The organism is Iodidimonas muriae, assembly GCF_014647255.1.
Lineage (GTDB): Bacteria > Pseudomonadota > Alphaproteobacteria > Sphingomonadales > Rhodothalassiaceae > Iodidimonas > Iodidimonas muriae.
Window position 1 is genome coordinate 209,171 of record NZ_BMOV01000004.1, and the last position, 13,418, is coordinate 222,588.

Sequence of the window (13,418 nt, forward strand, 5' to 3'; positions counted from 1 at the left end):
AATTTTCCAGATCACCTCTTATATAGGGAGCAGGTTATATAGAGGACAGGCTGTGCCAGAGTGCCGAATGGGCCTTTGCATGGCAGTGGCTGGACTGCTTGGAACAGAATGGAAGCATTGGTTATGGACGATATTGCCCTCGATCCGTTTGAGCCATCCCCGGCTCCCAAGATCGATCCGTCGATTGATATCGAGGTGGAAATCCATCGCTTGCGCCATGAGCGTAATGCGGTGATTTTGGCGCATTATTATCAGGATCCACATATTCAGGATATTGCCGATTTTGTCGGTGACAGCCTTGATCTTTCGCGCAAAGCTGCGGCCACCGATGCCGATGTGATCGCGTTTTGCGGCGTCCGGTTCATGGCGGAAGTGGCCAAAATCCTGTCGCCGGAAAAAACCGTGGTTCTGCCCGATATGCGTGCGGGATGCAGCCTTGAAGACAGTTGTCCGCCACAGGAATTTGCCGCTTTTCGCCGCGCCCATCCCGACCATCTGGCGCTTACCTATATCAATTGCTCGGCAGCGGTGAAGGCGGAAACCGATATCATCGTCACCTCGTCCAATGCGGAAGCGATCATCAACCAAATTCCATTGGATCAGAAAATCCTGTTTGCTCCAGATCGGCATTTGGGTGCCTATCTGGCCCGCAAATCCGGGCGTGATATGCTGCTTTGGCCGGGAAGCTGTATTGTCCATGAACGCTTTAGCGAACGGGAATTGATCAAGCTGCAGGCTGCCCATCCCGATGCTCCGGTTGCCGCCCATCCCGAATGCCCGGAGCATATTCTGGAATTGGCCGATCATGTGGGGTCTACCAGTTCGATCCTGAAATTTGCCAGTGACAGCCCGGCGCAAACCATCATTGTGGCCACGGAGCCGCATATCATCCACCAGATGCAGAAAGCCCAGCCGGACAAGACGTTTATTGGAGCACCGGGGGCGGATGGCAATTGCAATTGCAATATGTGTCCGTTCATGGGGATGAACTCCATGGAAAAGCTGTATGTGGCCCTGCGCGATCTGGAGCCACAGATTCATCTGGATGAAGATGTGCGCAAACGTGCTTTGCGGCCTTTGCAAAAAATGCTGGAAATGAGCCCTAAATCCGCTCCTATGACCGATGTTTCAAGCATCGGCGCCGAGCGGATTTAAGGTGAAAGCGCTTGAACCGGCCGTGATGCGGCTGATGATGCGTGCGGCTTTGTTTCTGTGTGCCGGCGTTTTGATGCTGCTTGTGGCCAGCAGTGGTTGGCTGGCCCATGACGGGGTGCTTATCCGTGTTCTTTTGGTGGGGGCCATTGCCATGAACGCGGCGGGCGCATGGTATTTTCTGCGCTATTTTCTGAAAGTGGTGCGTGATATCTGGCCGCATTGAGGCGGCGTTTTAAACAATCTCATAATGCGCGATCACCAGCCTTTGACCTGTGGGGCAGGGCTGGTGAGCGATTGTGCGTGGGCGTGGCGCTGAACTTCGCATAAGCTATGGCCAGAATTTTGGTTATTTTTATGCGAGGAGACGTTTATGCCATCCGGCTTCGTGTTCGATGTCCTCTTTTTTCTGGCAGTCCTGTTCATCTTCGCCATCGGTGTCGGCGTTCTGGCGATCATCGTTTTATATATTGCTGACCGCACCCAAACCCATCATGCTATCCGGCGCAATTATCCCGTCATCGGGCGTATGCGCTATCTGCTTGAACATATGGGGACATTTTTGCGTCAGTATTTCTTCGCCATGGATCGCGAGGAAATGCCCTTCAACCGCGCACAACGCACCTATGTTTATCAGGCATCCAAAAATGTGGATACCACCAGCGCCTTTGGGTCAACCCGCGATCTGCATGCCGCCGGATCGGTGCTGTTTGTCAATTGCGCCTTTCCCACATTGGAAAGCGATGCGCTGGAAACGTCCAGTGTGACCATCGGCAAGGATATGTGCGAGCAGCCTTACACGACCCGAAGCCTGTTCAATGTATCGGCGATGAGCTATGGGGCTATTTCCAAGCCTGCGGTACGGGCCTTGTCGCGCGGCTGTGCCATGGAAGGGGCGTGGATCAATACAGGCGAAGGCGCGTTATCCCCTCATCATGAAGAAGGGGGCGCCGATATCGTTTTCCAGATCGGGACGGCAAAATATGGCGTCCGCAATGAAGCGGGCGATCTGTGCGAAGACAAGCTGCGCAGCATTGCAAAACATTCTCAGGTCAAGATGATCGAGTTGAAATTGTCCCAAGGGGCAAAGCCCGGCAAGGGCGGCATTTTGCCCGGCGCCAAGGTGACAGAGGAAATCGCCCGGATTCGCGGTATTGCCAAAGGACAGGATTCCATCAGTCCCAATCGCCATCCGGAGATCGACAATCCCGAACAATTGCTGGATATGGTCAACCGCTTGCGGGATCTGAGCGGCAAACCTGTCGGCTTCAAATGCGTGGTGGGAGCCTATGGCTGGTTTGAAACACTGTTCGAAGCCATCCACCGTCGCGGTATTGAAAGCGCTCCGGATTTTATCACCATCGATTCAAGCGAAGGGGGCACCGGCGCTGCCCCTATGAGCTTGATGGATAATGTGGGGCTTCCCATCGCTGAAAGCCTGCCGATGGTGGTGGATATGATCAATGGCTATGGCCTGAAACAGCGCATTCGTGTGGCTGCCTCAGGCAAGCTGATCAATCCGGCCGATGTGGCCTGGGCCTTGTGCATGGGCGCAGATTTCGTGAATTCCGCACGGGGCTTCATGTTTTCGCTGGGCTGCATTCAGGCCATGCAGTGCAATAAAAACACATGCCCCACCGGCATTGCCACCCATGATCCGCGGTTGCAACGGGGGCTGAATGTGGAAGACAAAGCCCAGCGCGTCGCCAATTATATTCATCATATGCAAAAAGAGGTGGAAACCATCGCCCATAGCTGCGGCGTGGCAGAGCCGAGGCGTCTGCGGCGGATGCATGCGCGGATCATGGGAGAGAATGGGCGCTCCAAACCGATGGATGCGCTTTATCCTGATATCGCGGCAGGGTCGTTATTATCGTCCAGTCGCAAAGATGCGGCCATGGCCTGAAGGGATCAAAAAAGGGGAGCACTGGCTCCCCTTTTTATTAGGCTTGTCGCCAAATTAGAGTGGCTTATCGCCAACCGGCCCGATCGAACAACTGCTGTGCCTTGGGCTGATTTTTTCCCAAAACAGAGACATTGATGTCATCGGCCTTGAACGTTCCCAAGGATTGGAGGGACGCATTGTCTATTTCGATATCGACCGCCGGATATTCGTTGTTGCCGGCAGCGAAATAACGCTGGGCGCTATCGGAGGACAGATATTCCAGAAATGCACGGGCTTCCGCCTTGTTCGGGGCATTTTCGACGATCCCGGCTCCGGAGATATTCACATGGGTTCCGCGATCGTCCTGATTGGGGAAGATCACCGCAAGTTTCGAGACGACCTCTTGATCCGCCGGATCGTCGGATTGCATCAGGCGGACAAAATAATAGCTGTTGGCAACGGCAATGGCACATTCCCCGGTGGCTGCAGCGCGCAATTGGTCCGTATCGCCCCCTTGCGGTTTGCGGGCGAAGTTTTTCACCACGCCGGTCGCCCAATCTTGCGCTTTTTCTTCGCCCAGATGGGCAATCAGCGATGCCATCAGCGACAGATTATAGACATTGGAGGAAGAGCGGATGCAGATTTGTCCCCGCCATTCGGGATCGGCGAGATCTTCATAGCGGCTGATGCTGGCAGGATCGGCCAGATCTTTATTGACGAAGATCAACCGCGCCCGTGAGGAGAAACCGAACCAGTCGCCATCGGGGTGGCGGAAATGTGCAGGGATACGGTCTTCAAGCACATCGGATCGGGTAGATTGGAACAGGCCCGCATCTTCGGCCCGCCACAACATGCCTGCATCCACGGTGAGCAAAATATCCGCAGGGCTGTTTCGCCCTTCCTGGGAGATGCGCTCGATCAGGGCATCGCCGCCGCCTTCCAGCCGGTTGACATGGATGCCGGTGGCTTTTTCAAAATCGGAATAGAGCCGCTCATCGGTTTGATAATGCCGCGAGGAATAGATGTTTACTTCTTGCGCCTCTACGGATTGCGCAAAAGACAGGGGCAAAAGCGTGCCAAGGGCCAAAAGGGCTGCACTGCCAATTTTAATGGGACTGAAAGGCGACATAACCAACTCCGGAAAGGCGTGGGAAAGCAAGGGTGTGAATTGAGAACGATTATCAATTGCTTTTATATCGCAAGACTTCAGAGAAATTCAAGCCCCTTACTTTCCTGACCCTGCGGCTTTTACGCGCGGCCAAAATGAGGAAAAAGCAGTGCGTATGGTCGACCCCGTGGGCTGGCCGGGTCGGGACTGGCCAATCAGGCGGGTCAGGATCACCACGGGGATCAGGCCGACAATCACGATGGTCAAGGCCGGTGTAGCGGCTTCCGCCAAGCGTTCATCGGCGGCCAGATTATGGGCTTGCACCGCCAGAGTGTCGAAATTGAAGGGCCGCATGATCATGGTGGCGGGCAATTCTTTCATCACCTCCACAAAGACCAGCAAAAAGGCGGTGAGCAATGGCCCCTTCAGTAAGGGCGCATGCACTTTTCTTAAAGCCTGAAAGCGCCCTGCGCCCAAAGTGGCCGCAGCGGCATCCATGGAAGGCGTGATTTTTTCCAGTCCGGCGCGGGTGGTTTGCTGGGCCAGCGCCAAAAAGCGCACCAGATAGGCAAAGACCAATGCTGTGATAGAGCCGGTGAGCAACAAGCCGGTGGAAAGGTCGAATTGGCTGCGCATGAAGGCATCCAGCCGATTGTCGAACCAGGCAAGGGGGATCAACACGCCCACGGCGATGATTGATCCGGGAATGGCATAACCCAATCCGGCAATCCATGCGGTGGAGCGGGCCACGGCCGAACGGTTTGTGCGCATCATATAAGAAATGGCCAGAGCCAAAACCACCGCCAAGGCGGCTGTAAGGGCTGCCAGACTGACGCTGTTGCGGATCAGGCCCAGATAGCGCCCGCCAAGCTGGGCATCCCCCACATCAAGCGCCAGCGTTACAAGAATGGCGCCGGGCAGCACAAATCCGAACAAGAGCGGCAAAAAACAGACAAAGGCGGCCAATGCGGCGCGCCAGCCAAAAAGCTTCTGTATCCCCAAGGGCCGTATCCGGCGCGATGTTTCGTGATAGCGTGCGCCTTTGCGGCTGATGCGTTCGGCCAAAAGCAGCAATGCCACAAAGCCCAGCAATAAGCTGGCCAATTGCGCCGCCGCCACCCGATCACCAAAGGAAAACCATGTGCGGTAAATGCCGGTGGTGAAGGTTTGCACGCCGAAATAGGATACCGCCCCGAAATCGGCGAGGGTTTCCATGCATGCCAGCGCCACGCCTGCTGCCAGCGCCGGACGGGCGAGAGGCAGGGCAACGCGGATGAATGCCGTCCACGAGGTGCAGCCAAGGGTGCGGCTGGCCTCGACCACACATTCCGATTGCTGCAAGAAGGCCGACCGGCCCGCCAGATAGACATAAGGATAAAGCGCTAGAACAAACAACCAGATCGCCCCGCCAAGGGAGCGGATTTCAGGGAACCAATAGTCCCGTGGGCCCCAGCCGGTCAGATCGCGTAACAGGCTTTGCACCGGTCCTGCGACCTGTAAAAAATCCGTATAGGCATAAGCCAGTACATAGGCCGGCACGGAAAGTGGCAGGATCATCGCCCATTCAAATTGCCGCCTGCCGGGGAAGTCAAAAAGGGTGACAAGCCATGCCGCGCCGGTGCCAACCAAAAAGGTGCCAAGGCCCACCCCCATCACCAACCATAAGGAATTGGCGATATAGCGCGGCAGAACGGTGGCCATCAAATGGGCCCAGCTATCGCCACCCGCCATGAACAGATGTGCGACAACCGTTGTCACCGGCAGCCCGATGAGCAAAAGCACGCCGAAAAACAGCAGGCCATCAAGGCTGAAAATACGAGACATGCCAGACACTTTATTCCGATACCTTATCCAGACAGCGTGCAATGACCCTTTTAATCCAGCCTTGCACATAGCGGATCATAAGGGCTTGGCCCAAGAAGAAAATGCGACGCGCTTGCGACTGGGCAGGCATGCTGGGCATAGACGGCATGGGCGGCTGTTTTTAAAAACAGGCCTTGGCAGTTGGTGGGGGGGAAGCTGCAAGCTATTGTTATTGCCTGCAGCTTCCGTTGTTTTCCGGATTTAACGGACTTTTCGCCCTTCGATCAGGCTGTCCACAACGCTTGGGTCGGCAAGGGTGGACGTGTCGCCCAGATTGCCAAATTCATTTTCGGCGATTTTGCGCAGGATGCGGCGCATGATCTTGCCCGACCGGGTTTTGGGCAATGCCGGGGTGAAATGAATATGGTCGGGGGTGGCGATGGGGCCGATTTCAGTGCGGACCCACTGGCGCAGTTCTTTGGCCAGATTGTCCGTTGGCTCCAATCCGGCATTCAAGGTCACATAGCAATAAATGCCTTGTCCCTTCACATCATGAGGGAAGCCCACAACGGCCGCTTCCGCCACAAGCTGATGGGCCACAAGGGCGCTTTCCACTTCGGCTGTTCCCATGCGATGGCCAGATACATTGATCACATCATCCACCCGGCCAGTGATCCAGTAATAGCCGTCTTCATCCCGCCGGCAGCCATCACCGGTGAAATAAAGGCCTTTATAGGTGCTGAAATAGGTCTGGATAAAGCGGTCATGGTCGCCATATACCGTGCGCGCCTGACCGGGCCAGCTATCGGTGATGACCAGATTGCCTTCGCCCGCGCCTTCGATGAGGTCGCCTTCACTGGAAACAAGGGCCGTTTGCACGCCGAAAAAAGGCTTTGTGGCGGAACCGGGCTTCAAATCCATGGCTCCGGGCAGCGGTGTGATCATCATGCCGCCGGTTTCGGTTTGCCACCAGGTATCCACAATGGGGCAGCGTTCCTTGCCCACAACCCGGTGGTACCATAGCCAGGCTTCGGGATTGATCGGTTCACCCACAGATCCCAAAATCCGCAAACTGGAAAGATCATGGCGCTCCACCGGCTCGTCGCCTTCACGCATCAAAGCGCGGAGCGCAGTGGGCGCAGTGTAAAAGATATTCACCTTGTGCTTGGCGATGACCCGCCAGAAACGGTCCACATCGGGATAGGTTGGCACGCCTTCGAACATCAGGCTGGTGGCCCCATTGGCCAGCGGGCCATAGATGATATAACTGTGGCCGGTGACCCAGCCCACATCGGCGGCACACCAATAAACCTCGCCGGGGCGGTAATCGAACACATATTCATGGGTCATGGAGGCCCAGACCAGATAGCCGCCGGTGGTGTGCAACACGCCTTTGGGTTGGCCGGTGGAGCCGGATGTATAAAGAATGAACAAAGGATCTTCCGCGTTCATCACCTCTGGTTCGCAGGCGCTGCTCACATCCAGTGCGGCATCGTGATACCAGATGTCGCGGCCTTCCACCCAGTCCACAGCCCCGCCGGTATGGCGCACCACCAAAACCCCTTTAAGGCCAGGGCAATGTTCGGCGGCTTTATCCAGATTGGCTTTCAAAGGCACGGATTTACCGGCCCGCACACCTTCATCGCAGGTGATGGCCCATTCGCTTTTGCAATCATTGATGCGGCCCGCCAGCGCTTCGGCGGAAAAGCCGCCAAAGACGATAGAATGAACCGCCCCGATGCGGGCGCAGGCCAACATGGCATAAGCCGTTTCAACAATCATCGGCATATAGAGCGTAACCCGATCGCCTTTCTTGACGCCCATTTTCTTGAGCACATTGGCGAAGCGGCACACATGGATATAAAGCTGCTGATAGGTGATGGAATAATGATAGGCGGGATTATCGCCTTCCCAGATCAGCGCAACATCATTGGCTTTTTCCGGCAGATGCCGATCGATGCAGTTATAGCTGGCATTGAGCGTGCCATCTTCGAACCATTTGATGGAGACATCATTTTCAAAGCTGGTGTTCTTGACGGTTTTATAAGGGCTGAACCAATCAAGACGCTTGCCATGCTCGCCCCAAAATCCGTCCGGGTCGGATACGGAGCGCCGATACATTTCCTCATAACGCGCTTTGTCGCACTTTGCGGCTTTGGCAAAGTCTTCGGGAACGGGAAAAACCATCTGTTCCGGCGCGGCCTGTTGCTGATCGTTCATTGTTGCTCTCCTACCCAAAGCCATCCTGTAACATCGTGATTTTTGTCACTAGCCTAAAAGGACTGTAACGCGCTCATAGTGAGGGATCACGGTCTTTTTCAGAAAAGATTAAGCATCTTTTGTTACTGCCGCGCCCTTCCTTATTCCGCTGCAAGTTGCTGGTCCGTTGAAAGATCGAGCTGCGACAGACCTTTGATCAAACGGCCCATATCCCTGCGCAAAGTGGAAAATCCGGCCGTTTTTTCCAAGCTCTGTTCATTCATATAAAGGGCCCGGTTGATCTCGACCTGAAGGGCATGCCGGCCGTTTTCGGGTGCGCCATAATGGCGTGTGCAATGCCCTCCGGCATAAGGGGTGTTGCGCACCACCTTATAGCCAAGCCTAGTCAAAAGCTCTTCGGCCCGATCGGTCAGGCGCTGGTCGCAGCTTGTGCCAAAGCGGTCGCCCAACACAATATCCGCATCCCAGCTTTTGTCGGGCATATCCACCGTGGTCCGCACAATATGCGAGGGCATGGAATGGCAATCAATCAAGGCACACCAGCCAAAATGCGCTTGTGCTTTTGTAAGCAGATGGTTCAAGGCTTGATGATAGGGCCGGTAAATATGAGCGATGCGAGCCATCACTTCGTCCAGCGAAAGGGGGCAGGAATAGATGGGAACACCCACCGCAACCACCCGCGCAATGGTGCCAAGGCCTGCCATCACCCGCTCGCTTTCGCTGGTGGCATAAGGGGGCAAAGGATCGCGGATCAGCAACGGGTCCAGCTCGGTTTCCAAACGGTTGAGGTCCACATAAGCGCGTGGATAAACCGCCTTTAGCAAGGGGACGCCATAGCTTGGGGCATGGGCGAACAGCTCGTCCACATAGCAATCTTCAGACCGGCGCAGCATGGTCCCGTCCAGTTGCGAAGCCCGCTTGAAAGCCACGGGGTAATAGCGGCCGCTATGGGGAGAAGAACAAAGGAACGGCCCCATCCCCCCTGAGGCAGGCAGAAGGTCATAGGGCGGTGCGGACATGTCACGCTCGGTCTGGGTCATGGTTTCCAAGATGCGTAAAGGGACAGTCTTTATGCAGTGTCACCCATTGCGGTGTCTTGATGCAACAGGCACACTGGAGAAAGAGTTCCGGAACCCCGCGATTTTGGAAAGGCTGGAATGGCGCGACTGCTGATTGCCGAAGATGATGCGGCCATGCGAAATTTTCTAACGCGCTCCCTTATCCGCGCCGGGCATGAGGTGGTGGCCGTGGAAAATGGCCTGAAAGCCTTGCCGCATATCACTCCGGGCGGTTTTGATCTGTTATTGAGCGATGTGGCGATGCCGGAACTGGACGGAGTGGCGCTGGCCAAACGCGCGGCAGACCTTGACCCGATGATGAAAGTGGTTTTTATCACCGGCTTTGCCGCCATTGCCATGAATCGCAAGGACAGCGATCCTCCGCCCCATTCGGCAGTGCTGTCCAAGCCCTTTCATTTGCGGGATCTGGTGGCGATGGTCGAGCAGCTTTGCACATCATGATGATAGCCCCATGGGACATGGCCTGTGATCCAAACTGATTTTCTTCTGGGGGTGTTGAGCCTGATTTTCGCGCCTTTTCTGGGCAGCTTTTTCGCCCTGCTTGCGGATCGCATCCCCCGCGAGGAGCCCGTGGGGCTGACCCGGTCTGCGTGCCGGTCGTGCGCCACGCCTTTGACCGTTCTGGATTTGGTGCCGATCCTGTCGTTTTTGTGTTTGCGGGGGCGGTGTCGCCATTGCGGTGCACCTATTCCAAAACAAACATTGCTGTTCGAGCTTGGGGCGCTTGTTTTGGCAGGACAGGCGTTTCTGGCCTTTGGTGGCGGCTGGCCGGTGCCATTATCCTTGATGCTGGGGCTTGTGCTTCTCACCTTGTCGGTGATTGATGGCGCACATTTCTATTTGCCGGATAAGCTGACTTTACCGTTGGTGCTGGCGGGCTTGGCGGTGGCCGCCTTGGGTTTGGGAACGGATTTGCTTTCCGCAGCCATCGGGGCGATCATAGGCTATGGCCTGCTTTATAGCATCGCCTTTTTTTATCGCATGATGCGGGGGCGGGAAGGTTTGGGGCTTGGGGATGCCAAGCTTTTGGCGGCGGCCGGCGCGTGGCTGGGATGGTTCAGCCTGCCTTATGTGCTGGTCATTGCAAGCCTTTGCGGGCTTTTCTATGCGTTTATCTTGCAGCGTATGGGGCGGGGATTGAGCGCACAGGATGCGCTTCCCTTCGGGCCGTTTCTGGCTTTTGGTTTTTGGCTGGTCTGGCTTTATGGTCCGGCGATATATGGCCTGGGGGCCGCTTTCTGAAATAAAAAGGAACTTATAATGACAACGATGACCGATGGTGAGCGCATGGCAGTGGAAGCGGCGGCATTTCGCACGCTGCTCAAACATTTGGCGCACCGCACCGATGTGCAAAATGTCGATCTGATGGCTGTGGGGGGATTTTGCCGCAATTGTCTGGCGGAATGGTATCAATCTGCGGCCAAAGAGGTGGGCGTCGAACTGGATAAGGAGGCGGCCCGTGAAGCCATTTACGGCCTGCCCTATGGTGAGTGGAAAGCGCAATTCCAAAGCCCTGCCAGCGAGGCGCAATTGGCGGCGATGAAAGACAGTCTGCGCAAAAATGAAGGCCGGGGGTTTTAAGCCCCGGCCTTGCCGAATGGATTGATTGAAAAGAACCGGATTATTTGGCGAAAACGGTTTTCTTCAAAATGGCGTCCACAGACAGGCTGCCCGGGCCGTATTTCATGATGACCAGCATGGGAGCGGCCCACAGAATATGGGTTTGCATCATCATGGCCCAGAAATCGTCGGCGCCGCCGAAGACATAGAACTGGATGACCAGAGTCATGATCAGAATACCGGTAGCGGCCAAACGGCTGGCAAAGCCAATCAGCAACAGGAAGGGCAGGGCATATTCCGCCCACGCGGTGACCACTGCCGTCACTTCGGGGAAGGGCATACCGAATTCACTTTCAAACAGCATGGCCTGAAAGGGCTTCAGTTCGAACAGCCCGGCCAGTTTGTTGCCTGCCGATGTCCAGAAAATATGGATCATGGTGATACGGGCAATGAATAAAACCAGCGCTTCGGGAATTTTATCGAACAGGGAATAAGCGGCTTTGGCTTTATCTAGAAGGCCGGTCCCCCCGGTTGAGGCAGTGTCGGTCATGTGGGTCTCCTTGGTTTTATTGCTTTGTGATTTGGTTAACGTGCAGTCGAGAAAACACCGGCAGAAAATGCCTGTGCCAGAGTGGATGACAGATCGAAATCGCTTTGCGATGCCGTAGCCCCCGCCGCTGCATCTTCCAGATTTGCCCCCGTCTGCAAGCTCATGAGGAAGGAAAAATCGCCATAAGGCAAGGGGATCATGTCCACCTCGTCTTGGCTGCGAAGGATCAAAAGCCGCGCGGGATTGTTGTCCATTTCCGGGGCCGGTGGCTCTTCCCCTTCGGGGGCCATTGCCAGCCGATAGATATCAAGGACCGGCCAAGGGCTGGCCAGCAAAGTGAGAGACGGGACGAATTCAAAACGCAAGGCCGCCACCTCTTGGGGGCTAAGGCCCGCCAATTGTGCAGGGTTTAACGGCGTGTGATCCGGGGCGCGATAGGCCAGATAAGAGGCCAGTTCCAGCCGCGCCACATCCGCCAGATAGCGAAGATTGGCCACCGGTGGATAGCTTTCCAGAAAATCCGGCAGTTCATGGCCATAATCTACCATGCGGCCATGTTGAGGCGGAAAGCGCTGGATATAATCGCGCATCATATGGTGGAAAAACTCTTCGCCCACCAATTTCGCCACCGCCGGATAAAGCCCTTCGGTGGAGCGGGCGAGGGCCGCATGCACATTATTGCGGTAAATATCCAGTTGCACATTCGTGGGCACGCCGGGCATGGGCTTGATATGGGGCGCGAGTGCCGTATCGCCGCGGCCGGAAAGGGCATCGGCAAAAGCGGATTGTATGCCTGCAAGTGTTATTTTATCCGGCGACGCTGGCATTGTTTGCCCCTTGCGCCAAAGATGCCATCACATGCTCGGCTTGCTTTGCTTCAGCCAAAAGATCCGCAAAGGGCGGCAGATTGTCATCGCGCTCGATCAAGGTGGGCTTTGGGCCGATCCGAATGATGGCCTGTTCATATAAAGCCCACACATCATCATTGATCGGTGCGCCATGGGTGTCGATGCGAATGTCCCGTTCGCCATATCGGTCGATGCTATGGCCGGCCAGATGGATTTCGCCCACAGCGTCGCCGGGGATGGCATCCAGATAGCCGATGGGATCGAATCCGTGGTTCATGGCGCAGACATGGATATTGTTCACATCAAGCAGCAGGCCGCAGCCTGTGGCTTTGACAAGGGCACGCAAGAACTCGGGCTCTGTCATATCGGCATGGGAAAATTCGAGATAGGTGGAGGGGTTTTCCACCAAAATGGTGCGCCCCAATGCCTCTTGCATATGATTGACATTGGCTGTCATGGCCGCAAGAGCTGCGGTGGTTAGCGGCAGGGGCAAAAGATCCGCAAGAAAATGATCCTGATAGCGGCTCCATGACAAATGCTCGGACACCACAAAAGGTTCAAACCGGTCGACCAGCGCTTTCAGACGGGTCAGATGGTCCGGATCTACCGGGTCATATGATCCAAGGGATGCGCCAACGCCGTGCAATGACAAGGGGTAATTGGACCGCACCGCTTCAAGCGTTGTCAGTCCGGGACCGCCACCGAGCATATAATTCTCGGGGTGGACCTCGAAAAATCCGAGGTCGGGACGTCCTTCAAGGACATCCCGATAATGCTCGACCTTCAAACCGATGCCGGTTTTATCCGGCATCGGGCGGTCAGGCTGAAATCCGGGCATCAAATGCCTCAGGCTTTTTTCTCTTCGAGGCTGCCACCGGCAAGCTTTTCGCACACGCCTTTAGGAACGAACATCCAGGCATTGCCTTGGAAATCCACTTTGGACGTGCCCTGGCAAGAGGTGCCGGGACCTGCTTTACAATCGTTTTGGCCAGCTTTGGCAACACCGTAGCATTTTTCAGCTTTCTTTGCCCAATCCTGAGCTTGAGCGGAAGAAACAGAAACAGCCGCGGCAAGGGCGCCGGCAAGGGCGATCGTGGTGGCTTTGGATGTCAGCGTTTTCATAGCAATTTTCTCCAGTTAAGTAGGGCACAGATTATCTGGCATTTAGATAATCCGAGGCCGGCATTTGACGGTTGGCCTGATAGCTCTCCGC

Annotated in this window: 14 protein-coding genes; 6 read left to right on the forward strand and 8 right to left on the reverse strand. The window is 55.6% G+C overall.

The window, feature by feature from the left end:
* Positions 1–123 precede the first annotated feature (123 nt).
* From nadA to IEX96_RS07740, 3 genes are all read left to right on the forward strand, one after another.
* Positions 124–1,155 (forward strand): quinolinate synthase NadA, encoded by a 1,032-nt coding sequence (gene nadA, locus IEX96_RS07730; protein ID WP_150005230.1) that lies wholly within the window; start codon positions 124–126, stop codon positions 1,153–1,155.
* 1 nt (position 1,156) lies between these two features.
* Positions 1,157–1,378 carry a hypothetical protein gene (locus IEX96_RS07735; RefSeq protein ID WP_150005229.1) on the forward strand — a complete coding sequence of 74 codons (222 nt, stop codon included), beginning with the start codon at positions 1,157–1,159 and terminating at the stop codon, positions 1,376–1,378.
* A gap of 147 nt (positions 1,379–1,525) precedes the next feature.
* Positions 1,526–3,058 carry an FMN-binding glutamate synthase family protein gene (locus IEX96_RS07740; RefSeq protein WP_150005228.1) on the forward strand — a complete coding sequence of 511 codons (1,533 nt, stop codon included), beginning with the start codon at positions 1,526–1,528 and terminating at the stop codon, positions 3,056–3,058.
* Between the two features lie 64 nt (positions 3,059–3,122).
* Here IEX96_RS07740 and IEX96_RS07745 read toward each other — a convergent pair whose 3' ends face one another.
* The 4 genes from IEX96_RS07745 to IEX96_RS07760 all read right to left on the reverse strand — a co-directional run bounded on the left by IEX96_RS07745 (position 3,123) and on the right by IEX96_RS07760 (position 9,208).
* Entirely contained in the window at positions 3,123–4,166 is a 1,044-nt protein-coding gene (locus IEX96_RS07745; RefSeq protein ID WP_188873738.1) for a Fe(3+) ABC transporter substrate-binding protein, read from the reverse strand.
* A 96-nt stretch (positions 4,167–4,262) separates the two neighbouring features.
* The gene (locus IEX96_RS07750) at positions 4,263–5,969 is read right to left on the reverse strand and encodes an ABC transporter permease (protein ID WP_188873739.1); all 1,707 of its coding nucleotides are present in this window, start codon (positions 5,967–5,969) and stop codon (positions 4,263–4,265) included.
* A 240-nt stretch (positions 5,970–6,209) separates the two neighbouring features.
* Positions 6,210–8,168, reverse strand: coding sequence for an acetate--CoA ligase (gene acs, locus IEX96_RS07755; protein WP_188873740.1), 1,959 nt, complete (start codon positions 8,166–8,168; stop codon positions 6,210–6,212).
* A gap of 140 nt (positions 8,169–8,308) precedes the next feature.
* Complete coding sequence (locus IEX96_RS07760; RefSeq protein WP_188873741.1) at positions 8,309–9,208, reverse strand: N-formylglutamate amidohydrolase; 900 nt, start codon at positions 9,206–9,208, stop codon at positions 8,309–8,311.
* Positions 9,209–9,325: 117 nt separating this feature from the next.
* Here IEX96_RS07760 and IEX96_RS07765 point away from each other — a divergent pair, with 117 nt between their 5' ends.
* The 3 genes from IEX96_RS07765 to IEX96_RS07775 are packed head-to-tail and all read left to right on the forward strand — an operon-like array spanning position 9,326 to position 10,828.
* Positions 9,326–9,688 carry a response regulator gene (locus IEX96_RS07765; protein WP_150005227.1) on the forward strand — a complete coding sequence of 121 codons (363 nt, stop codon included), beginning with the start codon at positions 9,326–9,328 and terminating at the stop codon, positions 9,686–9,688.
* Positions 9,689–9,712: 24 nt separating this feature from the next.
* A complete protein-coding gene (locus IEX96_RS07770) occupies positions 9,713–10,489 on the forward strand; it encodes a prepilin peptidase (RefSeq protein ID WP_150005226.1) in 777 nt (258 codons plus the stop codon).
* 27 nt (positions 10,490–10,516) lie between these two features.
* A complete protein-coding gene (locus IEX96_RS07775) occupies positions 10,517–10,828 on the forward strand; it encodes a DUF1244 domain-containing protein (protein ID WP_150005394.1) in 312 nt (103 codons plus the stop codon).
* A gap of 40 nt (positions 10,829–10,868) precedes the next feature.
* Here IEX96_RS07775 and IEX96_RS07780 read toward each other — a convergent pair whose 3' ends face one another.
* From IEX96_RS07780 to IEX96_RS07795, 4 genes are read right to left on the reverse strand one after another with little or no spacing between them, the layout of a single operon-like run.
* The gene (locus tag IEX96_RS07780) at positions 10,869–11,357 is read right to left on the reverse strand and encodes a DoxX family protein (RefSeq protein ID WP_149999861.1); all 489 of its coding nucleotides are present in this window, start codon (positions 11,355–11,357) and stop codon (positions 10,869–10,871) included.
* Between the two features lie 35 nt (positions 11,358–11,392).
* Complete coding sequence (locus IEX96_RS07785; protein WP_150005225.1) at positions 11,393–12,184, reverse strand: HvfC/BufC N-terminal domain-containing protein; 792 nt, start codon at positions 12,182–12,184, stop codon at positions 11,393–11,395.
* A complete protein-coding gene (gene bufB / locus IEX96_RS07790) occupies positions 12,165–13,043 on the reverse strand; it encodes an MNIO family bufferin maturase (protein ID WP_229773610.1) in 879 nt (292 codons plus the stop codon). The genes IEX96_RS07785 and bufB overlap by 20 nt, the downstream gene beginning before the upstream one ends.
* A gap of 8 nt (positions 13,044–13,051) precedes the next feature.
* A complete protein-coding gene (locus IEX96_RS07795) occupies positions 13,052–13,327 on the reverse strand; it encodes a BufA1 family periplasmic bufferin-type metallophore (protein WP_149999863.1) in 276 nt (91 codons plus the stop codon).
* Positions 13,328–13,418 lie beyond the last annotated feature (91 nt).

Coding starts and splice junctions, on each gene's coding strand:
- IEX96_RS07795 (WP_149999863.1), bottom strand. CDS start 13,327: ATGAAAACGCTGACATCCAAAGCCACCACGATCGCCCTTGCCGGCGCC.
- IEX96_RS07750 (WP_188873739.1), bottom strand. CDS start 5,969: ATGTCTCGTATTTTCAGCCTTGATGGCCTGCTGTTTTTCGGCGTGCTT.
- nadA (WP_150005230.1), top strand. CDS start 124: ATGGACGATATTGCCCTCGATCCGTTTGAGCCATCCCCGGCTCCCAAG.
- acs (WP_188873740.1), bottom strand. CDS start 8,168: ATGAACGATCAGCAACAGGCCGCGCCGGAACAGATGGTTTTTCCCGTT.
- IEX96_RS07760 (WP_188873741.1), bottom strand. CDS start 9,208: ATGACCCAGACCGAGCGTGACATGTCCGCACCGCCCTATGACCTTCTG.
- IEX96_RS07785 (WP_150005225.1), bottom strand. CDS start 12,184: ATGCCAGCGTCGCCGGATAAAATAACACTTGCAGGCATACAATCCGCT.
- IEX96_RS07745 (WP_188873738.1), bottom strand. CDS start 4,166: ATGTCGCCTTTCAGTCCCATTAAAATTGGCAGTGCAGCCCTTTTGGCC.
- IEX96_RS07780 (WP_149999861.1), bottom strand. CDS start 11,357: ATGACCGACACTGCCTCAACCGGGGGGACCGGCCTTCTAGATAAAGCC.
- bufB (WP_229773610.1), bottom strand. CDS start 13,043: ATGCCCGGATTTCAGCCTGACCGCCCGATGCCGGATAAAACCGGCATC.
- IEX96_RS07775 (WP_150005394.1), top strand. CDS start 10,517: ATGACCGATGGTGAGCGCATGGCAGTGGAAGCGGCGGCATTTCGCACG.
- IEX96_RS07765 (WP_150005227.1), top strand. CDS start 9,326: ATGGCGCGACTGCTGATTGCCGAAGATGATGCGGCCATGCGAAATTTT.
- IEX96_RS07740 (WP_150005228.1), top strand. CDS start 1,526: ATGCCATCCGGCTTCGTGTTCGATGTCCTCTTTTTTCTGGCAGTCCTG.